We start from the raw sequence: 21,754 nt of genomic DNA, 5'->3' as shown, positions 1-21,754 counted from the left end.
GTCGGATTGTTGGACTATCCGATGTTTGTCGTCACCACAAATGGCAACGGCGTTCTGGCCGGCTGTCTGGTGGGTTTCGCCAGCCAAACCAGCATCAATCCGCCCCGGTTCCTGGTCGGCCTATCGAAGCGGAATCACACGTATCGCGTGGCGACCGACGCTACCCATCTGGCCGTGCACGTCTTCGACCGCGACCACCTAGACGTCGTCAAACTCTTCGGTGGCCAAACCGGCGACAAAATCGACAAATTCGAGCGCTGCTCCTGGCACCGTGGCCGGGCCGAGTTGCCCATCCTCAACGACGCGGCAGCCTGGTTCGTCGGAAAAGTCATCGAGCGCTTTTCCCTCGGCGACCACGTCGGGCACCTGTTGGAGCCGGTGGCCGGCAGCCCACCCGAGCAGCTGGAACATTGGGTGACGTTTTCCGACGTCCGTGACATCGAGCCGGGCCACGAGGCGTAAAGGAGGCAAGGGTGGAAATCTGGGAACTGATTGCGCGGGAGCAGATTCGCGACACACTGGCCCGGTACAACTGGTCCGGCGATGCCGGCCGGGTGGGCGACCTCGCGGAAACTTTCTGTGCCGACGGGGTACTCGAGATACGCGGCCTCGAACCGCTGCGCGGGCGCTCCGAGATCATTGGATTTCTCGGTGGCGTCACCGAAAACGTCACGGACAGTCCAGATGTGCGGCGCGTGGTACGACACAACGTCGCCAACCTGCTGTTCACCGGCCTGACTCCCGACCAGGCGCAGGTCTCGTCGTATTTCACCGTGGTGACCCACAAAGGTTTGGACCATTTCGGCCGTTATCGCGACATCCTGGTCCCCGACGGTGACACGTGGCGCATCAAACACCGCAAGGTGTCGACGGATTGGACGGCGCCCGACTCGGCGTTCGCAACTCAATAGTCCCGCCGGCAGAGCCGTTTTGCGATGATGAGCACATGACACTCGCGCTGGAATCCGCAACTGCCGTCGAACCTGATTCCGTGGTGGGCTCGATAGCCACCATTGAGAGCGTCGCGGTGGCCGGCTCGGTCGTCACACTTGACAGCGTCGCCGTGGCGGGGTCGGCCGCTACCGCGGGCAGCGTCGCCGTGGCGGGATCGGCGGCCACGGCGGGCAGCGTCGCCGTTGCCGGTTCGGTCGCGACCGCGGGTAGCGTTGGGGTGATCGCCAGCCTGCTTACCGTAATGTGCGCGGCCGTCGTGGAATGTGTGGCGTGCCTGGCGTGTATCGGCTGCTCGCGATGTGTGGCCTGCGTCGGCTGCGTGAACTGCACCGATTGTGTCGGCTGTGTCGGCTGTGTGAACTGTTCCGGATTACGGAACGTCAAGGGCGCGAGAAACGTTCGGGCTGCGTGACACCTGGTCCGACGGTGACTGGCCTGCGGCGGCCAGCCGTGCGGTCGCCGTTGCGACGAGAAAGCAGCCCAAGGCCGTAAACCCGGCGAAACCGCTGATTCCGTTCTTGGCGAGCAATACCAGCGCGATGCCGGCCACGCAGACCAGCGCACCCGCGAGCGCGGACCGGACGCGACCGGTGCCGCTGACCGAAACCGGTTCGTCCCACCAGGGCAGGCTGCGGTGTTCGAGCGGCGTGAGGAGTCGAAACGCGACGGCCATGACGGCCGCAAACACGATGGCGCGCAGCGCAAGCAGACTCCAGAAGCCGGGTGCGTGTACGTCGTAGGCGTCAAATCCCAAGGCGTGCAGGCTGAATGCAGCAACCGCGATCGCGGGGATATGCCAAAGGTAGAGCGTCATCGCTCCCCCGTTGCCCAATGCGACGATGCCCCAGACCCGTGGCCTGGCCGCCCAGCGCCGGACCGCTCCCGCGACGGCCACGAAAGCGCAGGACATCCACGTGCAGTGCAACGCCAACAACAGGGTGGGCGGCGACACGTTGGACATCCGCTCGGCGCCCGTCACAACCAGGGAGACGTCGTACGTCCCATGTGCGGCGAGCAGCAGCTGCGCGGTGAACGCCGATACGGCCGCAACCAGTGACGCACGCACGCCAATCAGCCGGCGTGCGTACCCGACGCCGATCGTCACCGGAATCAGCCACACGATCAAGAAGTTGGCGACGCCCGATTCCGCCGTCCCGACGGCGATCCGAATTCCGTCGACCACCGCCGCACCTGCGAGCAGCGACGCGACCACCGCCGCGACCCCACGCCCCGTCCGCACTCGCGTCAATGCCGGTACGAAGGCCAGCACCACCAGGTAGACACCGAGAAACCACAGCAGGGCGACACACTCTCGCCCGAGCGCGGCCGCCGACTCCGAACCCAGCGTCACGCCGACGACGGCGAGGGCGGCGACCCACACCGCGAGGTACCAGAACGCGGGCCGGCACAATCGCTGCGCTCGGGCGAACAGCCAGGTTCCCCAGGATGTGCCGGCGCGCCAGCCATATGCGCCAGCCGCGCCGCCGGCGAAGAAGAACAGGGGCATGACCTGCACCAACCAGGTGACCGGCTGCAGGGCGGGTATTTCGCCGAGCAGATTGCCGATGCGGACGCCGTTCGAGTCGATGGTGGCAAGCAGCAAGGCGCAGTGTCCGAACATGACGACGACCAAAGCGGCCAACCGTGCCACGTCGACGGCACGGTCGCGGTCGGGTCGGGTGGCGGTGACGAGTTCGCGCGGAGCAAGGCCCGAAGGCAAGGCGAGAGGCATTCGCCCAGCATGCCGGGCCGTGCGCCGTCGCGGATGAGTAGGACTACCCGCTTTTGGTGCGCTTTTCGTGCGCTTTTGGCGCGCTATCGGTGCGTTTTGGTCAGCCGATGATCCTCGTCAGCCAGCTCGCGTCCTGAGTATTGATGGCGATCGTGCCGTCCCACACGGCCGGGGTGGCACCGCCATTCAACTTGCTCAGCTCCTCGTATGCGACAACGGCCTTTTGCTTCGCGGTGGTCATTTGAGCACCCGTTTTGATGCAGCCCACCGTGGTTTCGTTAGCGCCTATGGTCTGAGCCAGATGGGCAAGCTCGGCATCGGTCCTATCGGACGCGGCATTCTCCTGCGGTTGAAAGTCGCTGGCGAAAAGCGCGGAGTAGTAGTTCGCGTACACCTTGGGGTCGTTCTGGTCGGCGACACAATAGGAGGCCGCCAACGCGCGAGTCGAATAGTTCCCGCTCCGCGACATCTCGTCGAGGAAGTTGAGCAGGTGATAGCGGACCGACAGCTTCTTGTTGTTCACCGCCGCTTCGATATCGGGCGCATACGACCTGATGAAAGCCCCACAGGGCGGGCAGATCGGCTCGTTGTAGATGTCGATGGTGGCCCTCGCAGCAGGACTACCGACGAATACCCCGTCCTCCAGGATCTTCAGCTGCACCGCGTCTGGGGGCAAGGCCGCCGACGTTGGTGGTCCTGAAGTGCGCGGGCCCGACGACTTCGGCTTGGCGACGAGGAATGCCACGGCGCCCACGGCGACCACCACCACGGTGGCTGCTAAGGCCACCAGAACCCACGGCTTGCGAGATCGCGGCGTGGGCTGAACCCACGGTGGTGCCCCGGGTGTAGGCGCGTGACCTGTACTCCAGCCGGTGGCACCGGCCCAGGGAGCTGGCTGCGGGATCGGTCCCGACGGGTAGGGCACCCCGGTGGGAGAGGGCGCGGGCCACCCGGTGCCCGCAGGTCCGCCATGTGTCGGTGGTGCCCCATGTGTCGGTGGTGCTCCATGCGTCTGTGGCGCCCCGTGAGCGGGTGTGAAACCGCTGGGTGTCGGAGTGGCGAACCCGGGCGGCGGCAGCTCCGCTACCTGGCTGCGCTCCAAAATATCGGCGGCCCGATCCTGGTCGGGCGTGGCCAGCGCTGCGTAGGCCGCCGCCGACAGGTCACCACACGTGGCGTACCGGTCTGCGGGGTCCTTCGCCATCCCGCGGGCAATCACCTGGTCGAAGGCGGCGGGGATCCCAGGCCGGTCGACGCTGGGTCGCGGGACGGGTTGATTGAGGTGTGCGGCCATCACGACGAGCTGGTCGCCCCGGTACGGCGGCTGTCCGGTCAAGCACTCGTACAACACGCAGGCCAGCGCATAGATGTCGGCCCGGTAGGTCACTTCGTCTTCGGAGAACCGCTCCGGCGCCATGTAGTACAAGGTGCCGATCGTGCTTCCGAGTTGGGTGAGCTTTTCGTCGGCGGTGGCGCTGGCGATCCCGAAGTCGACGAGGTAAGCGAAGTCGTCCGCGCTCACCAGGATGTTCTCCGGCTTGACGTCGCGGTGCGTAACCCCGGCGGCGTGCGCGGCATCGAGGGCTGAGCCGATCTGGCGGATGATGGCTACCGCCCGCGCGGGGGGCAGCGGGCCGTAACGCTTCAGCATGCCGGCCAGATCCCTGCCGTCGATCAGGCGCATGTCGACGTAGAGCTGCCCGTCGATTTCGCCGTAATCGTGGATGGGCACGACGTGCGGTTCCTGCAGGCGACCCGCGGTGCGGGCTTCGCGCTGCATACGCGCACGGAAGACCGGATCGGCCGACAGCGTCTGAGACATGAGCTTCAGCGCCACGACGCGCTCTCGGACCGTGTCCTCAGCCTCATAAACGTCGCCCATGGCGCCACTACCGACCAACCGGCGCAACCGATATGGCCCGAACTGTGTACCCTCCCGCGATTCCGCGGTCGCGTCACCCATCGCCGACTCCTCATCCCTCCAACCGCACGCAAGCAACCGACTAGAGACGCCTTGGCGCCCCGGCCACGGCCCTGCGCCGGTCACAAGTACGCGGTGGCGTGCAGGACATAAGGCTAATGGCTCAGACGCGCTGGGGTGGGAATGACTAGCACGTCGGCGTCGCGCCGGGCGGCTGCACGGCCCCGCAAAAGGACCTGCAAAAGGCCCTGCAAGGGCCTGACAGGCTTGTCATCAGCCGAAATGGGCAGGTTACGCGCGTTGGTCGGCTAGAGCTCGAATTCCAGGTGATGGCGGATTTCCTCGGCCGCGGCTTCGAGATTGCGAGTGACAAGTCCGCGACCGATCAACTCGCTGATCCGGGCGATGGCCAACCCGGAGGCGGAAAAGTTCAGGGTCATCGTAAGGCGGCTGCCCTGATCTCCTGGCTCGATGCGGGCCTCGAACGAGTGCTGCGTTCCTTGCACCGAGCGCCACCTCAGGCGGTTGTCGCTGGGTGGCGCGATGAGAACCCGTCCACCGAGGTAGATGGTGCCGCTGTGGAGGAACACTTCCCACAGCTCTCCGCGGCGACGCGACTCGATCAACCGGCACCTATTGAAGGTGGACACCTTGGAAAACAGCTCGCGCGGGTCGGTGACGAAGGCACCCGCCTTGTCCACCGGGCATCGGACATCGCGCGAAACCCTAACCGTTTGAGCCATTTTCACCTGACCATCGGGACGACGGTCTTGCTCGCCAGCTTGGACAACCCGACCTGCATCACGCTGGTGACGTAGTCGTACGCGCGGTCCCAATCCGGCTCGGCACCGAAACGTGCGCGCACATCGATCGGCTTGAGCACCTGCATGCGGATCTTGGCCGGAAGCGGAAACTGCGGCAACGGCAGCGGCGACAAACCCCACGGCACGCTCAGCGTGATCGGCAGGGTTTTCACGCGGGCAAGTTTGTCCAACCGCAACAGCTTCGCGGTACGACGGCCGTCGTTGAGCACCATCAAGGTGTCATGCCCGCCGGTCGCAACCACCGGCACGATCTTGACGTTGCACCGATGCGCTAGGCGCAAGAAGCCCTTGCGGCCGGAGAAGATGATCTTGTTGCGGTCTCGCCAGGGGCGCAGTGCTTCGACATCGCCGCCTGGGTAGACCAGCGCCGAACCGCCGCTATTGAAGACGCGTTCGGAGAAGGAGTGGGCGGCGGGAACCACGCCGAGCTTGCGGGTCAGTTTGCCCACACCCGGTGCGGCTGCGACGGTGTCGTGGGCAAGCGCGTACAGCGGTCGGCCTTCCACGGTGAAGAAGGTGTTGTAGGCAAGGAGGAACACAAACGTGTCCGGCGTGGCACCGCCGCCACTGTGGTTGCCGACAAACAGGACCGGCTCGTCCGGAACGTGTTCAAATCCGTGAACTTCGGCGCGAAACCACACCGTCGTCGCCAGCCACAGCGGAGGTAGGACGGCGCGAATGAACTCTGGGTCGCGTTGGCGGAGTTCCACGGGCAGTTGTTCGGTCATCTCGATGAGATTAACCACGGCGACCGAAATCGAACCGTAGGCACGGTCATAGCCGTGCGGACGGTGTGGCGGTCGGCTACGGCAGACCGTCGATTCCCTTCTTGCCCAAGAGAATTCCGCCGACACCGCCGATGCCGCCCTGGAACAGCGGCGTGCCGCTGTTGCCACCATTGCCACCGTTGCCGATCAGTACGGCGTTGCCGCCGTTGCCGCTGAGGACGGTGTTGCCGCCTCCACCGCCGACCGCGGGGCTTTGACCGCCGGCGCCGCCCGCGCCGCCGATGCCTATCAAGGCACCGCCCGTGCCGCCGTTGCCGCCGTTCCCGGCAGTGCCGGACTGACCCGGAAGCGAGGCACCGCTCGATCCGCCTATCCCTCCGGAGCCGCCGCAGCCCAGTAGGGTCGCGTTGCCACCAGTGCCGCCATTGCCGCCGAATCGGCCCTCGCCACCGGTGCCACCGTCACCACCTGACATCAGAAGTCCCGCAGCGCCTCCATGCCCGCCTGTCCCACCAGTGCCGAATTGACTGAATCCGCCGGTTCCACCGGCCGCCGTTGCCGAACAGGGTCCCGGCATTGCCCCCGGCGCCACCGATTCCACCATTGCCAGGACTCATATTGTCGGTGAACCCGCCGGCACCGCCGGCGCCACCGTTGGACAGGCCGTTTCCGCCCGCCCCGCCATCGCCACCGCCGGCACCGCCCGCGCCGCCGATAGTGTCGGCAGGGCTGGAACCGCCGATCGCGCTAGGGCTCAAGCCGCCGTTGCCGCCGTTACCGCCGCCGCCGAACAACCCTCCCGCCCCGCCGATTCCACCCGCTCCGCCGTTACCGGAAAGCACCCCGCCGGTCCCGCCGCTACCGCCCGCCCCGCCGTCACCCGCCAGCCAACCGCCCGCGCCCCCGTTGCCGCCCGCCCCACCGGCTCCCAAGGTGGCTGCCGCGCTCCCGCCCGCACCGCCGACGTCGTTGGGCTTGCCGCCACCGCATTGGCCGCTTCGAGCGTCGACCCGAGATTAGCTAAATCCGCTGCGGCAGCCGCCAAGACGTTCGGCAAAGCGATGACAAACGACATCTGACCCCTGTCAGAAGTCGTTGATCCATTGGGCGAAACATATCTCTTTTATTCGTCTCGCGGGGTTTTGCGCCCGTCCTCGTCAGATGCCTGCGGGCAGGTTCGACGGTCGCGATCTCGCTGAGACCACTGATGTTGAAGACAGGGATCAGAAACGGGTGGACGATGACATGTAGATCGTCGACTTCCTCGGCGTGATCGAAAAGCGCGTTGATGCCAGCACTGTCGAGATACTTGACCGCACTGAGATCAATCGTGAGGGGTCCGCGAGTACCGGCGCTGGCCGCATTGAGAGCCTCGGTGAACCGACGAATGTTGCTCAGATCGATCTCACCGGTCGCAGTCACCTTGGGAGTTCCGTCGGCACCGCGGACGGTGCTCAGGTTCAGCGGTGTGGGCATCTACGTGATCCTCGCGTGCAGGTGAACGGTGGTGCCACCATCGCTCGAGTCGATCGCAACGTCCTCCATCAGTCGCCGCATCAACATGATGCCGCGGCCGCGACTGACGTCGGGGACGGCGCGGGGTGTCTTCCAGGTGCCGGTGTCACTCACCGTCACCTGCACCCGGTCGACGAGTGCGGTGGCCTGCAGTGTGACGGCTCCCCCGGGACGGTCCCGGTGGCCGTGCTCGATCGCGTTGGCGACCGCTTCGCCAGTGGCGATGAGTATGTCTTGAATCTGCGTGGGCTCCACCCCCGCCCGAGTCAGCCAGATGCGCAACGCGCGCCGACTCGGGGCAAGCTGTTGCACGTCAGCGGCGAACTCAATCGACAGTGGAGCCGGCTGCCGGTAGAGGAGCACGGCCACGTCGTCGGAATAGCCGTTGCTGGGCTCCAGCCGGGACATGAGGTGGTCTGCCACATTGTCCAACGACTCCGAATGTCCGGATTCGATCAGATCAGCCGCGCGTGCCATGCCGTCGTCGATCGACACGCCGCGCCGCTCAACCAGACCATCGGTGTAGAGCAAAAGTGTTGCGCGAGGCGGCATTTCGGTGCTGGTCTCGGGGCGCTGCCAGTCCGGCCGCAGCGCCAGTGGTAATCCGTGTCCGCCGTCCAGCAGGGCTTTGGTGCCGTCGGCGTGCACCATGATGGGCGGCGGATGGCCCGCGCTGGAGTAGACGAGCTGGCCCGTGTCGGGAGTGAGCACCGCGCAAAAAGCGGTGGTACAGCGCGCACCGGGCAGACGCGCGGCGAAGCGGTCAAGCCCGGCCAGCACTGCGCTCGGGCTGGATTGCTCGAGTAACAGTGCCCGGCAGGCGCTGCGCAACTGCCCCATCACCGTAGCCGCGGCCAGTCCATGACCGACACAGTCGCCGACGATCAATGCCATGCGACCGTCGTCGAGCTCCACCACGTCGTACCAGTCGCCCCCGACCTGCAGCGGCCGACTTGCGGGGTGATAGCGCACTGCGACGCCTCCGGGCAGATCCGCCGGCCCCAACATCGCGTGCTGCAACGCCACTGCGGTTTCGCGTTGTTCGTCCAGCCGGTAGACGCGCTGCAGGCCCTGGCCCAGGCGTCCGGCCAGCACCGTGAGCAGCGTGTGATCCTCTGGGGTGAACGGCCGGTCCTCCGCCAGCTCGACCCAGACGACGAGCACCCCTCGGGGATGTTGTAACCCGATGCCCGCAACACCCGCTTCTGGACTCAGGGTGGTCAGCAGGTCGGCGTCGCGCAAAGACTCGATGAAAAGCCGCTGTCGGGGCGGCAGATCTGTCCACTCGGCAAGCTCACCCGCACAGATCAGTTCCGGCACCGCGGAGTCGTCGCCGGCGGCGGGAAACGTCGCGGCCAGAATGCGCCGAGCCTGCCATACCCGGCGCAGCTCCTCGGCGGCTCCACGCAACGCGTCCTCCACCGTATCCGCTTGAACCAGTTGTTGATTCAACGCGGCCAGTGCGGTGGCACGTTGCACACTGTAGTGCTCGGCGGTGACGTCACGGAAGGTGCCGACCATGACTCGGCGGCCGGAATCCGGATCGCGCGCGTGGCTGAAGTTGACCGCAACCCACAGCCGATGCCCGTCGCGGTGAGTCACCGGAACCGTCATGGCTCCTTGGGCATTGTTGAGCATCTCGCCGAACGCCGTTTCGATCTGCCGACGGGCCTCAGGTTCGGTGTCGCCGCTGGGCCACCACGGGTGATCGGGTTCGTAAGGCAGTTGTTCGGGCCCGTAGCCGAGTATTTCGCTGAAAGCGGTGTTGATCTCGATGACGGCACCGCGCTCGTCACAGATGAAGAACGCCTCTTGCAGCGAGTTCACCAACGCCGTGCGCCAGCGGGCCTGATGGTTGCGCAGCCGAGCCAGCTCGACGTTCGCGCGTACCCGGGCCAGCAGTTCCGCGGCGGCGAAGGGTTTGACGAGGTAGTCGTCGGCGCCCGCCATCAACCCTTCGATGGATGCTTCTTGGCCGGCACGTGCGGACAACAGCAGGACGGGCAGGGTGGCCGTGAGCGGGTCTTGCCGCAGGGCCGCAACCAGTTGCAGACCGTCCAATCCGGGCATCATGACATCGCTGATCACGAGGTCCGGCGGCTCGGCCCGAATGGCCTGCAGTGCCTCGTTCCCGTCAGTAACACCGCTGACTTTGTAGCCGGAGCTTCGCAGCAGGTTGATCAGGTAGTCACGCATGTCGGCGTTGTCGTCGGCGACGAGCACCCGCGCTTTGGCGTCGCCGCCCCGTCGCGTAACCGCCGCCATGGTGGCCGCCGTGCTGGTGTCAGGCGGCGTGGGATCGGACCCGGTCGGCAGCCAACGCAAAGCCTCCTGCAGGTATGGCTGGGCGATCCCCCCATAAGGCGCCCGTGCGCCCCGCTCCGCGACCAGCTCGTCGGCCGATAGGTGGGCGGTTCCGAACGGCAACCGAACGGTGAAGGTCGTACCCACGCCCTCCTGGCTCGTCGCGGTGATGGTGCCGCCATGGATCCCGACGAGTTCTTTGACCAAAGCCAGCCCGATGCCACTTCCTTCGGCTGATCGCGCGCGCACGGTTTCGATGCGGTGAAAGCGCTCGAACAGGTGGGGCATTTCCGCTTCCGGTATCCCCGCACCGGTGTCGCTGACGGTTACCACCGCCTCGTTGCCCGCACGCGTCACCCGGACCTCAATGCCTCCCTTGAAGGTGAACTTCAGGGCGTTGGAGAGCAGGTTCAACACCACCTTCTCCCACAACTCGCGGTCCAGGTACACGAGTTCGCCGAGCGGCGGGCAGTCCACGGTGAAGGTCAGTTCGGCTCGCTCGATCGCCGACCGGAAGACGCTGGCAAGTTCGGCGGTGAATGCAGACAGATCGACGGGTTCGAATTGGGCCCGCATCCGTCCCGCCTGGATGCGGGAGAAGTCAAGCAGCGTGTTGACCAGCTTGGCCAACCGCAAGCCGTTGCGATGGATTAGTTCCAACTCTTGGTACGCCCGTTGATCGAGTCCGGGCCTTGCGCGCAGCTCGTCGACCGGTCCGAGGATCAACGTCAGGGGGGTGCGGAACTCATGACTGATGTTGGAGAAGAACGTCGTCTTCGCTCGGTCGAGTTCGGCCAGCGCCTCCGCGCGCTCCTGTTGGGCGCGGTAGCTGCGCGCGCTACCCACCCCGGCGGCGATGTGTCCGGCGACGAGTTCGACGAACCCGCGGTAGGCGTCATCGAGCGGCCGGTACCGGTTGAGCGCGGCCACCATGAATCCGAGTGGCGCAGCGCCGTGCTGGACCAACGGCACCACGAGTGCCTGGGTGGGCGGCTCGTGCCAGCCGCCGGCAGGCAGCCGCATGGCCGGGTCGAGCTGAACCACTTCGGCTTCGCCATCCGCGGCCTTCTGTACGGGCCACGGCGAAGTGTCGGCGGAACTGAGCCGCTCGGGCGCCGCCGGGTGCCCGGCCTCGATTCCGCTGGCTCCCGCCAGCCTGGCACTGCCATCTTCGTCGAACAGGTATGTCAGGGTGAACGGCAGGTCGTAAGGGTTGTGCGCCAGCTGTTCGGCGGTGAAGTCCAACATCTGCCGCTCGGTACGCACCACGCTGGGGTCGGAGCCCAGGTCACGCAACGTCGACATCCGACGTTGGGCGATGACCCGTCCAGTGTCTTCGCTGACCACGCACAGGATGCCGACCACGCGGGCGTCGTCGTCGCGCAACGGGCTGTAGGAGAACGTGTGGTAGGTCTCCTCCGGGTAGCCCGACCGCTCCAAAATGAGCAGCAGGCCCTCGTCCCACGTTGCCTCCGCCGTGGCCAGGACGCTCTCGATCCGTGGGCCGATGTCGGCCCAGATTTCGGCCCACACTTCGCTGGCGGGCCGGCCCAGCGCCCAGGGGTATTTGCGGCCCAGCGTGTCGCGACGGTAGGCGGCGTTACAGAAAAACGTGAGCTCTGGCCCCCACGCCATCCACATCGGAAAGCGGGACGACAGCAGGATGCTCACGGCGGTGCGCAAGCTCTGGGGCCAGCCGTCCGTGGGTCCGAGTGGAGTGGATGCCCAGTCGACCGCGGCAAGATCGCGACCAATCTCCTGGTCTGCGCGGAAGACCACTGGCGTCCCTCTCGAATTGTGACCGGTTACCTGGCATCGAAACGACGTCGCTGACTTTGGTCAGGACGATCCTTCCAGACAACCATCTACCCAGTTCAGGTTGCCAGCATTCGCCCCCATAACGTCCGATGACCAAGTACGCAGCCCGATCAACGAAGCCGTTCATACCCGGGCGGTCACCGGAGGCAGCGCGCCTTCGAGGGTGGTCAGAGGCTCGGAAAGCCCTGCCGCATGGCGAATTTCGCTGAATGCATCGACCATGGCGGCGGTCGCCTCGTGCGGATCGTCGAGCGTGCGGTCGTCGGTCAGCACGGAAATGGCGAGCTGGTCCACATAGCTCCACACCGTGATGTTCAGGCCGCTGCCGGCGACCACGGGCCCGACCGAATAGATCTCGTTGACGGCCGCCCCCTCGAACTGGCCCCGGACGCGCGGGCCGGGCACGTTGGAAATGGTCAGATTCATGACGTTGGCGGACTCGAGGCGGCGTGCTGCGGAGCGAAAGAACGGCGGCGCCAACGACGGCGGCAGATATGACATCCAGGCGGGCAGCACGGTCGGACCGAGCAACTGGTGGTTTTCCTTGGCGATCTTGGTCGACAACGCGGTGAGCCGCACCCGCTCCAGCGGATCCTCGATGTGCACCGGCAATGAGGGAGTGACATAGGTGAACTCGTTGCCCACCAACCGGTCCGGTGAGGTGTTGTAGCTGACCGGAACCCCGGCGATCAGCGGAGAGTCGGCTCGACCCTGGTACCGCAAGAGCAGCCGCCGCAGGGCACCCGCCGCCGTCGCCAGCACGATGTCGTTGAGGGTGACGCCCAGGTGCTTGCTGGTCTGCTTGACGTCCGCTAACGCCAACGGCGCCGTCGCGAACCTGCGGCGAGGCGAAACCACGTGATTGATGAAGGAATCTGGCGGAGAAAAATTGCGGGCCAGTTCGGGATGCTTCCCCCGTTCCTTGGCGCGACGCCGGACTCGAGTCACCCCGGTAGCCGTCTCACTGACCAGGCGCGGGATCTTGCGAATCAGCCCGACGTGGTCGCGCGCGGCCGCTGTGAGCAGGCTTCGCCGAGTCCATGACTGATCTTCCGGGCGCAACGATGCCAGTGGGACCGACGGGACCTCGGCCTGCATCGCCTTGGCCATCTGGTTGGCGGAGGCCACCCCGTCCGCCAACACGTGGTGGACCTTGTGGACGACCGCTATCCGGTTGTCGGCCAGCCCGTCGACGACGTACATCTCCCACAGGGGGCGACTGCGGTCCAGGGGGGTGCTGGCGATGGTGCCGATCAACTCGTCGAGTTCACGGCGTCCGCCCGGCTCTGGCAATGTCGCCTGGCGCAGGTGGTAGTCGAGGTCGATGTCGGGGTTCTGCACCCACATGGGGTGGTGCAGCTTGAGCGGGATGTCCACCAGCTGATAGCGCAGCGGCGCCAGAGCGAACAGCCGTGGATAGGCCACCTTTTTGAAAAGCTCGAAGTCGAAACCGGGGAGCCCGGATATGTCGAGTATGCCGATCTTGAGGGTGTGCATGTGCACTTCTGGGGTTTCGCTGTAGAGCATCAACGCGTCGACACCGTTGAGCCGTCTCACATCACACCCCGTTCGTCAGCTGACCAACCCCCGTGCACCATTGCACACTCTTTACCCATCCATCTCGTCCCCTAGTCTTGGCCAGCCGGGACGTAACGGCAATCTTGATCCGCTCGTGCCGATCACCGAGGATCGGACGATGCGAGCGTGGCAACTGGTCGGCGCCAACCAACCATTGCGACTGATCGAATGCGACGATCCGCAACCCGGACCCGGCGAGGTCGTGATCGATGTGCGCGCGGCGGGCCTGTGCCACAGCGATGTCGGCTTTCTTGATGGCACGCTGACGCCGTTGCTACCCAAACTGCCGATCATTCCCGGTCACGAGGTGGCCGGAGTGGTAACGGACGTCGGCGCTGACGTCGCGAACTTCCAACCGGGCGACCGCGTCGCGATCGAGTCGGGCAAGCATGGTGCGCCGGGTTGGTCGAGCGACGGTGGCTTCGCCGCCAAGTGCCTAGCCTCCGCCAAGTGCCTGGTGAAATTCTCCGACCAGCTCAGCTTCGCCCAGGCAGCAACCGCCACCGACGCGGGCCAAACCGCCTACGGCGCGGTGATGGAAGTCGCGGAGGTGCGTGTCGGCGAGAGGGTCGGGATCGTCGGGCTAGGCGGACTCGGCCTCACCGGCGCCCGCATCGCCGTGCTGGCCGGGGCGGAGGTCTACGCGGCCGAGCCCAAACGCGAGGTGTGGGACCTGGCCAAGCAACGTGGGGTGGTCGACATCGTCGAAGACGTCCGCGAGTTGGCCTCATTGCGGCTCGATGTGATCGTGGACTTCGCGGGGTTCGGGACCACGACCGCGGGGGCCATCAGCGCGGTCCGCGAGCGCGGTCGCGTGATCCTGGTGGGCCTTGGGCTCAACGAGGCCACCATCGCCACCCCCGAACTGGTGCTCAAGGAAGTGACGCTGCGCGGCGCGCGGGGTGGGCATCCGGGCACTCTCCAGCCGGTCTTGTCCCATATGGCCGCCGGTGAGTTGTCGATTCACACCGAAACGATCGCGTTCGAGGATATTCCTGATGCCCTCGAACGACTCAGGGTTGGTGACGTGGTCGGGCGTTTGGTCGCCGAAATGCCTTGATAAGCAAACTGATTACGCGGGCGCCAGCCGGGGTATGGTGACGACCGCCGTGCGCTATTCGGCCTCGTCCGCGTCGGCGACGGTCAGCGGCAGGGCCAGTTCCTCCAGCGGGCGTCGTTCGGCGGCGACTCCGAGCCATAGTTCGATCACCCCGGCGGTCGCCATGACAACCGCTCCGATGATGAACGACCACACCACCACACCGCGCTGCCCGGACTCGATCAGATTGCCGAACAGCAGCGGACCGCTGATGCCCCCGATCGCCGTTCCGACCGCGTAGAAGAACGCGATCGCCAGCGCCCGGGTTTCCATCGGAAAGATTTCGCTGACCGTCAGGTAGGCCGCGCTCGCTCCGGCGGAAGCCAGGAAGAAGATGGCCGCCAGCACGCCCATGAAAGTCCAGACGCCACCAACCTCGGTCACGAACAGCACGGCGAGGACGACGGTGATCACGGCGGAACCGATGTAGGTCAGCGAGATCATCTGCTTACGTCCGAGAGTGTCGAAGAAGTGTCCCAGCGCCAGGGGGCCGAGGAAATTGCTGAGCGCCCACAGGACGATGTACAGCGGCACCCGACCGGAGTCGACATGGTAGAAGTCGCTCAGCAGGGTGCCCAGATTGAATGTCACGCCGTTGTACAGGAACGCCTGCCCGATGAACAGGGCCAGCCCGAGCACCGCCCGCCGCGGATAGAGCGTGAATGCGACCCGCGCGATCTCGCGGAAGGAAATGGTCTCGCGCTGACGGATTCTCAGCGGACGCCCCTCCGGTTCTGGCAGCGGTTGGCCGATCTGCCGTTCCACTTCCGCTTCTATCCGGGCGACGGTCTCGTCGGCTTCCTCATCACGTCCGTGAATGAACAACCAACGTGGGCTCTCCGGCACGTTTCGCCGAACCAGGAGAACGAGAATGCCGAGAACCGCGCCGATCCCGAAGGCAAGTCGCCAACCGACGTTTACCGCGAAGTGCGAGGTGTCCAGCAGGACGAGGGCACCCGCGGCTCCCACGGCCGAACCCAGCCAGTATGAGCCGTTGATCCGCAGGTCCACCTGGCCACGCACCCGCGCGGGGATCAACTCGTCGATGGCCGAGTTGATCGCGGCGTATTCGCCCCCAATACCCGCACCGGTGACGAAACGGGCGATGAAGAAATACCAAGGCGCGAAGGAGAATGCGGTGGCGACGGTGGCTATCAGAAACACCGCGAGGGTGAGGATGAACAGTTTCCGCCGCCCGAACCGGTCCGTCAGATGCCCGAAGAACAGGGCGCCGAGGCAGGCTCCGGCGATGTAGAACGCCGCCGACAGTCCGATTTGGCTGGAAGTGAGTTCGAGGCCGCTGCCCTTCTCCATCAGACGAGGCGACACCGCGGCCACCATCGTGACCGCGAGCCCGTCGAGGATCCAGACGCCACCCAGGCCGATGACGACCCGCCAGTGAAACCGTGACCATGGCAGCCGGTCCAGCCGGGCGGGCACCTGCGTAGCGATGACGCCGGTCTGCACACTGTCGCTCATGGCAGTCTCCAATCTGGGAGAACACAGGGTTACCCACCACCGCACGGTCGCAAGCGGCCGATTGCAAGGTTCAGTCCTCGACAATAGAGGCGAGAAACGCGGTGTAGAACGACATCCGTTCGCGCAGCGCGTCGGCATCGATGCCGAATTCGCCCACGTGGTAACGGTGAGCGCCGTGGGCGTGCCGGGGTTGGCTCGTGTCGTACTGGGTGATCAGCGCGGGTAAGTCCGGCGGCTCGAGGTCTGCGGCGGCGTAGATGCGCCGCGCCACCGCTTCGGGGTCGGCGACCAGATCGCTGTACCGGAGGTCGACGATGGTGACGGTTCGCGCGGCAGGGCTGGCACGAAAGTCCAGTGCGCGACGCAACCATAGCTCGGTCTGGTCGGTTTGAAACCGTCCAACGTCGTGCGCGTCGACCTGGTCGCTGTAGGTGGATCGGTATGTCGCGAAGAGACTCGCGCCCGAGGCCACCGTTTCGACGATGTCGCGATGCAGATGCACGATGCAGGCACCCGGGTAGGTCGCGGCGAGGTGGGGTAGCTCGGCGGTGTGCGCGGGAGCTTTGAGGAGCCAGCGGCGTCCGTCGCTCTCGTCCAAAATCTGCAGGGTCCGGCGGTGCCGGCGGTACTCGTCGGCGAAGTCTTGTGTCGCGAGCCAGGACGCATAGCCGTCGAGGCGGGTGGTCGATGCGAACGCCCAGTTGCGCAGGCCGGTGCCCATGGCCAGGACGCACTCTTCGGCGAGGCGGGCACCCGAATTGTGCACCGCGGGCATGCTGGGGTTGAGCAGGTGCAGCATGTCGTGTGCGGCCGCGCTCGCGTCGATGAGCTTTTCCCGCGCGTCGGGGTCCAGCTTCGCGATGCGCCACGGTGCGGTGAGCTCGGCCGGAAGCGGTGCGCGAAGCTGGGGGTCACCCGCCAGCAACCGGAACAGGAACGTGGTCCCGGTCCGCCAAGCGCCGACGATCACGATGGGCGCGCCGAGCGGCCGATCGGCGACGGCGGGATTCTCGCTCAGATAGCGGTCGATCGCGGCGCGGGCACGAAGTTTGGCGGCAGCGGTGTCTTGAACCATCCGTGCGCCAAGCGCATTGAGCCGACCGTCCTGGGCGGCGGATTCGAGATAGTGCTCCAGCGCATCCCGCCATTCGGTGGATGCACCGAGTTCGCCCGGGCCCCTCCCTGCGGTCGCTCGGTCGACGACGTTGTCGACCGCCTCGATGCCGAGGCGGTAACGGCCCGGGTTGTTCGTTCGGTCGGCTTCGGCTGCCGCGTACAGCCTTTCCGCCGCCGGAGTGCGCGGCACCGGATTCCAGTGAGCCATCAAGAGTTTCGCAGCTCGTCGAGTCGAATACGCCGTACCGTGGGCAGTTCCGGAGCATGCTCGGGCTGCAGAAAACGCATGACGACGATGCCGAACGTGCGCCCTTCGGTATCGAGCCAGTCCCCCAGCGCTGGGCCGGGATCCTCGCCGGCGACCACAAACCGGTACCGGCCGTCGCGCACGGAAGCCGTTGCACCGGTATAGGACACCGGGCGGTAGCGGTAGTCCAACGAGTTGAGATATCGGCTGTAGGCCAAGATGTTCCAGTAGCGGCATGCAACTAGGTCGCCCTCGATCAGCAGCGCCTCACCGGGCTGGAGTTGCCAACCCCCGCGGATGTAGTGAATACCAGGTTCGGTGAACACCGCGCCGCCGACCATCTCCGACCAGTGCCGCAGTTCGTTCGGCCGGGCCAGATCTTCGGCGCCGGCAGCGGCGAAAATCTGCGGGAGAACGGCGGTGGCCGAGGCGAGGCGCCGCAGTTGATGGCAAAACCGCGACGCGTCGACCGACACCGGTATCGGGGGGGCGTGGAGCGGTTCGATGGCACACCAACCGGCCCGGTCGTGGCGCACGTCATCATGAAAGAAGCGCACCCACAACGTGTTTGCCTGCTCGGGTAGGTCTAGCCGGTCGGCTGCGGCGGTGGCGGCACCACCCACCTCGATCTCGAAGTTTCCCTGTTCGTCGAAGGTGATCGAATCACTGTCGAGACGCGAACTCGCCTGTGCCCCCAGGCCACCGCTGGCAGCGTAGGCCGTGATCGACACATAGGACGCATCCCCCCGATTCCCCACGATCCGGTATCGGCGATCGGCACGGATGTCCGCGACCCAATAGCCGAAGTCGGGGTTGTCCATCAGGAACTTCTGCCGCCAGCGGTTGAACGGCACCAATTCCGGTCGCTCGCGGTCGATTTCGAATCGCCCGAGTTGGTTGTTCAACGCACGCAGCAACGCCCGGAATCCGTCGGCGCGCTCGGCATCATCGAGTTCGGCGGTGTCCGCGGCGAGGCGTTCACCCGCCGCACGCAGTGATTCGACAAACTGGGTCCACGCGGCCACCTCGGCCCTTGGTTCGGCCTCGTCGCCCGACTCCACCAGCCCTCCAAATTTGGAACCACCCGCTTCCGGAAGCAGATGCTTCCCCATATAGTGGGCACATGTCAAGGCCTTACCGCGGGCGCGCCCCGGAAGACCGGCTCGCCGATCGACGAGATCGCCTTGTGCAAGCCGGCATCGAGTTGGTCGGCGTCGGTGGCGTAACCGCCATGACGATGCGGGCGGTATGCCGAGAAGCGCAACTGAGCCAAAAGTTCTTCTACGAGAGCTTCACTGACACCGACGACCTGCTGCGCGAGGTGTACCGCAGCACGTTCCACCGGGCGCGCACGGTCATAGAAAGCGCCGCGGCGTCCGGCGAGGACGAGACGGATTCAACGGAGCGGATGCGAGCCGGTGTCGATGCAGCCGCCCGGCTTGTCAAGGACGACCCGCGCGTCTGCCGAATCCTGTTGGTAGAGCCGATCGCCGACCTCACCTTGCGGCACTTCGTGCGGGACAGCATCTTTGCGATGATCACCAACCCGATGGCTGCTACCCACCCGACACTGGCACCCGCGGAGGATTCGGTGCGGTCGAAAATGCGCTACGCGACGGTTTTCGGATCCATCATCTCGCTGTTTCTCGAGTGGACCGAAGGCAACTTCGGCGACGATCGGGACGCATTCGTCGATCACGTGACTGACGTTTTGCTGTCCACGGTGTCACGACGCTGACGTTAATTCATTGCCTTGCTTGCGATCTTGTCCGATGTTGGCCGATGCCGTCCGGAGTGCCGGTAGTCCTTGAGTGTCGATCGACTAGTTCCGGTCCCTATCGATGATCGACCTGGCATTCGCCCGGAACGCTCTACGTTCCAATCGCCCTCGTCATAGAATGTATGCAGTTGTGGATCACTCGATTCCACGACGTACCGGTGACGGTCGGGGGAAACGGCAGGAGGGTCTGCCATGGTGAATTTTGCGGTGCTACCGCCAGAAATCAATTCCCTGCTCATGTTCACCGGTGCCGGTTCGGCACCAATGCTGAAGGCCGCCGCGGCCTGGGATGGGTTGGCGTCTGAGATGGGGTCGGCGGCATCGGCATTCTCCTCGGTCACCTCGGGGTTGACCGGCCAAGCCTGGCAGGGCCGAGCGGCGGCGGCGATGGCCGCCGCCGCGGCACCCTTTGCGGGGTTCTTGAATACCGCGGCGGCCCAAGCTGCCGGGGCGTCCGCGCAGGCCAAAGCGGTAGCCAGCATATTTGAGGCCGCACGGGCCGCGACGATTCATCCGTTCGCGGTGGTGGCCAACCGCAACGCGCTTGTGCAACTGGTGCGGTGGAATCTATTGGGGCTCAATGCCCCGGCGATCATGGCGGTCGAGGCCCTGTACGAAGAGATGTGGGCAGCGGACGTCTCCGCTATGGCGGGCTATCACCTTGGGGCGTCGTCGGCCGCCGCACAATTGCCGTTGCCAGCTGGCCTGCAACAGTTCCTCAACAGCCTGCCCAACTTGGGCATCGGCAACCTGGGCAATGCGAACGCGGGCAACGGCAACATCGGCAACGGCAACACCGGTGGCTCCAACTTGGGTGGCGGAAACGCGGGCGACAGGAACATCGGCTTCGGCAACAACGGCAGTGACAACGTCGGTGCCGGAAACGCCGGCAACAACAACATCGGACTCGGAAACTTCGCCACTACCGCGATCGGCCAGAACGTCGGCATGGGTAACACCGGCAACAACAACATCGGGTTCGGCAACACGGGTGACGGAAACCGGGGCGGAGGAAACACCGGTACCGACAACATCGGTGGCGGGAACGCAGGTACCGGGAACACCGGCTTCGGCAACGCTGGCACCAGCAACATCGGGATCGGCAATTCTGGGACCAACAACATCGGGATCGGGCTCACGGGCAACAATCAGGTGGGCATCAACCTGGCGGGGCTGAACTCGGGCAGCGGCAACATCGGCTTCGGCAACTCGGGCACGAACAACATCGGCTTTTTCAACTCCGGCAGGGGCAACATCGGAATCTTCGATTCGGGTACGAATACCGTTAACCCCGGCCACACCAACAACTTTGGCTTCGGGAACTCGGGCACCGCAAACTTCGGCTTCGGAAACGCCGGCATTGCAAACACCGGTTTCGGTAACGTGGGGATCGCGAACACCGGCTTTGGTAACGCAGGTGATTTCAACACGGGAGCTTTGAACGCGGGCAACTTGAACACAGGCTTTGCAAACTCGGGCAGCCTCAACACTGGTAATGAGAATTCGGGCAACACGAATACGGGCTTCTGGAATTCGGGCGATGTGAACACGGGCTTGGGGGTCACCACCAACACCGGCCTGCCTAACTCGGGGTTCGGAAATACCGGCACCGATACCTCGGGCTTCTTCAACATGTCCGGTGGCGGCGCGACGAACGGCTTCATGTCGGGCTTCTTCAACAGGGCCGGCGGCGGCACTACGAACGGCTTCATGTCGGGCGTCGCGAACACGGCCAGCGGCGGCACAGCCGGCAATGGCGAGATCTCGGGCATTGGAAACTACGCCGTCCCAGACATTTTCGGTCCCGCCAACGCCGCCCTCGTCTCGGGCTTCCTCAACCTGGGCAGCGCCATGACCGGATTGCTCAGCCTCAGTCGGCTGTTCCCGTAATCGATCTCCCCTGAGGGGGCGCTGACGTTATTTCGTTGCCTTGGTTGCGATCTTGTCGACGGCCTGCAGGCCCTGATTGTTGATCGTGTACCCACACGCTTTGACGTCGATGACCAGGTTCCACACCGCGCTCAGCGCACGTTGACAGGTCCAACCGCGCGCATTCTGCCGGGAGTACATCATCGCGATGGTCGGCACGTCTCCCACGAAGTCGCCGAACGTCCATCGGGTGGGGACGCCCCTGAGGGTGTCGACGACGCTCTTCCCGGCGCAGGCTTTCCATTTGGGAGCGGACGCCTTCACGAATGCCAGGGCTTGTTCTGCCGACGGAAATGTCGCCACCGCCTGCTCGATATTGTGCGTGTACCGGTTCCCGGGTTGGTGTAGCACGTCTACCCGGATCGCGGTGTAGCCGCTGCCCGAATACACGGCGGTTTGCACAATGTGGGCGGCGCCAAGACAATCCGGAATCGACGTGGTGAACAGGTTGGTGTCGGCGCCGCTGAAACTGCCCTGGTCCTGCATCCCGGTGGCGCCCATGATGGCGTTGGCTTCGGCCGGAGTGAGCAGAATCGCCCCTAAGCGATTGGGTGCCACCCGCGGCGGCGGCGTAGTGGGCTCCGGCGGTGTGCTGGTGCCGGACGATCCCGAGGGCCCCGAGGGCCCGGAAGGCCCTGCGGGCACGGTCGCTCCCGACGTCGACGGCGGTGCCGTCGCCTTCGGTGTCGTTTGCTGTCCTTCCGGCCACACCAGGAAGCCGGTGGCGCCG

General features: G+C 65.4%; 17 protein-coding genes and 2 pseudogenes. 6 read left to right on the top strand and 13 right to left on the bottom strand.

Features of this window, described 5'->3' with window-relative positions; translation table 11 throughout:
* Positions 1-21 precede the first annotated feature (21 nt).
* From G6N68_RS12700 to G6N68_RS12690, 3 genes are read left to right on the top strand one after another with little or no spacing between them, the layout of a single operon-like run.
* On the top strand, positions 22-462 hold the full coding sequence (locus G6N68_RS12700) for a flavin reductase family protein (RefSeq protein WP_163718534.1): 441 nt from the start codon (positions 22-24) through the stop codon (positions 460-462).
* 11 nt (positions 463-473) lie between these two features.
* A complete protein-coding gene (locus G6N68_RS12695; protein WP_163712407.1) occupies positions 474-911 on the top strand; it encodes a nuclear transport factor 2 family protein in 438 nt (145 codons plus the stop codon).
* A 35-nt stretch (positions 912-946) separates the two neighbouring features.
* Positions 947-1,366, top strand: a complete 420-nt coding sequence (locus G6N68_RS12690) for a hypothetical protein (protein WP_163712404.1) — start codon at positions 947-949, stop codon at positions 1,364-1,366.
* Here the strand turns inward: G6N68_RS12690 and G6N68_RS12685 are convergent.
* From G6N68_RS12685 to G6N68_RS12650, 9 genes and pseudogenes are all read right to left on the bottom strand, one after another.
* Positions 1,325-2,686 (bottom strand): acyltransferase family protein, encoded by a 1,362-nt coding sequence (locus G6N68_RS12685; RefSeq protein ID WP_163712401.1) that lies wholly within the window; start codon positions 2,684-2,686, stop codon positions 1,325-1,327. The genes G6N68_RS12690 and G6N68_RS12685 overlap by 42 nt on opposite strands.
* A gap of 100 nt (positions 2,687-2,786) precedes the next feature.
* Positions 2,787-4,649, bottom strand: coding sequence for a serine/threonine protein kinase PknE (locus tag G6N68_RS12680; RefSeq protein WP_163712398.1), 1,863 nt, complete (start codon positions 4,647-4,649; stop codon positions 2,787-2,789).
* Between the two features lie 266 nt (positions 4,650-4,915).
* Positions 4,916-5,350: an SRPBCC family protein gene (locus G6N68_RS12675; protein WP_163712395.1), complete on the bottom strand. Its 435-nt coding sequence runs from the start codon at positions 5,348-5,350 to the stop codon at positions 4,916-4,918.
* A 2-nt stretch (positions 5,351-5,352) separates the two neighbouring features.
* Positions 5,353-6,159, bottom strand: coding sequence for a lysophospholipid acyltransferase family protein (locus G6N68_RS12670; RefSeq protein WP_163712392.1), 807 nt, complete (start codon positions 6,157-6,159; stop codon positions 5,353-5,355).
* A 76-nt stretch (positions 6,160-6,235) separates the two neighbouring features.
* A complete protein-coding gene (locus G6N68_RS32470) occupies positions 6,236-6,634 on the bottom strand; it encodes a PE-PGRS family protein (RefSeq protein ID WP_240355449.1) in 399 nt (132 codons plus the stop codon).
* A pseudogene (locus G6N68_RS32465) lies at positions 6,608-7,121 on the bottom strand (PE family protein); the annotation flags it as partial. The gene G6N68_RS32470 and the pseudogene G6N68_RS32465, both read right to left, overlap by 27 nt.
* A gap of 58 nt (positions 7,122-7,179) precedes the next feature.
* The gene (locus G6N68_RS12660) at positions 7,180-7,635 is read right to left on the bottom strand and encodes an STAS domain-containing protein (RefSeq protein WP_163712388.1); all 456 of its coding nucleotides are present in this window, start codon (positions 7,633-7,635) and stop codon (positions 7,180-7,182) included.
* On the bottom strand, positions 7,636-11,757 hold the full coding sequence (locus G6N68_RS12655; protein WP_163712386.1) for a SpoIIE family protein phosphatase: 4,122 nt from the start codon (positions 11,755-11,757) through the stop codon (positions 7,636-7,638). It abuts the gene before it with no gap.
* Positions 11,758-11,919: 162 nt separating this feature from the next.
* Entirely contained in the window at positions 11,920-13,353 is a 1,434-nt protein-coding gene (locus G6N68_RS12650) for a WS/DGAT/MGAT family O-acyltransferase (protein WP_163712384.1), read from the bottom strand.
* A gap of 139 nt (positions 13,354-13,492) precedes the next feature.
* On the opposite strand from G6N68_RS12650, the gene G6N68_RS12645 reads away from it, so the two are divergent.
* On the top strand, positions 13,493-14,434 hold the full coding sequence (locus G6N68_RS12645) for a zinc-binding dehydrogenase (protein WP_163712382.1): 942 nt from the start codon (positions 13,493-13,495) through the stop codon (positions 14,432-14,434).
* 54 nt (positions 14,435-14,488) lie between these two features.
* Here the strand turns inward: G6N68_RS12645 and G6N68_RS12640 are convergent, their stop codons facing one another.
* From G6N68_RS12640 to G6N68_RS12630, 3 genes are all read right to left on the bottom strand, one after another.
* Positions 14,489-15,952: an MFS transporter gene (locus G6N68_RS12640; protein WP_163712379.1), complete on the bottom strand. Its 1,464-nt coding sequence runs from the start codon at positions 15,950-15,952 to the stop codon at positions 14,489-14,491.
* Between the two features lie 70 nt (positions 15,953-16,022).
* Positions 16,023-17,276, bottom strand: coding sequence for a sulfotransferase family protein (locus G6N68_RS12635; RefSeq protein ID WP_163712378.1), 1,254 nt, complete (start codon positions 17,274-17,276; stop codon positions 16,023-16,025).
* Positions 17,276-18,379, bottom strand: coding sequence for a DUF1214 domain-containing protein (locus G6N68_RS12630; protein ID WP_163718533.1), 1,104 nt, complete (start codon positions 18,377-18,379; stop codon positions 17,276-17,278). The genes G6N68_RS12635 and G6N68_RS12630 overlap by 1 nt, the downstream gene beginning before the upstream one ends.
* Positions 18,380-18,438: 59 nt before the next feature.
* Here G6N68_RS12630 and G6N68_RS12625 point away from each other — a divergent pair, with 59 nt between their 5' ends.
* Together G6N68_RS12625 and G6N68_RS12620 are read left to right on the top strand one after the other, a co-directional pair.
* Positions 18,439-19,053, top strand: a complete 615-nt coding sequence (locus tag G6N68_RS12625; RefSeq protein WP_163712375.1) for a TetR/AcrR family transcriptional regulator — start codon at positions 18,439-18,441, stop codon at positions 19,051-19,053.
* A gap of 234 nt (positions 19,054-19,287) precedes the next feature.
* The gene (locus tag G6N68_RS12620; RefSeq protein ID WP_163712372.1) at positions 19,288-20,985 is read left to right on the top strand and encodes a PPE family protein; all 1,698 of its coding nucleotides are present in this window, start codon (positions 19,288-19,290) and stop codon (positions 20,983-20,985) included.
* Positions 20,986-21,012: 27 nt separating this feature from the next.
* Here the strand turns inward: G6N68_RS12620 and G6N68_RS32105 are convergent.
* Positions 21,013-21,570 (bottom strand): annotated as a pseudogene (locus G6N68_RS32105) (sensor domain-containing protein); the annotation flags it as partial.
* Positions 21,571-21,754: the final 184 nt, after the last annotated feature.

Origin of the sequence: Mycobacterium bourgelatii, assembly GCF_010723575.1 — a bacterium.
Classification (GTDB): Bacteria; Actinomycetota; Actinomycetes; order Mycobacteriales; family Mycobacteriaceae; genus Mycobacterium; species Mycobacterium bourgelatii.
Note: the sequence above shows the minus strand (reverse complement) of the source record. Positions and strands in the feature narration are given on the sequence as shown.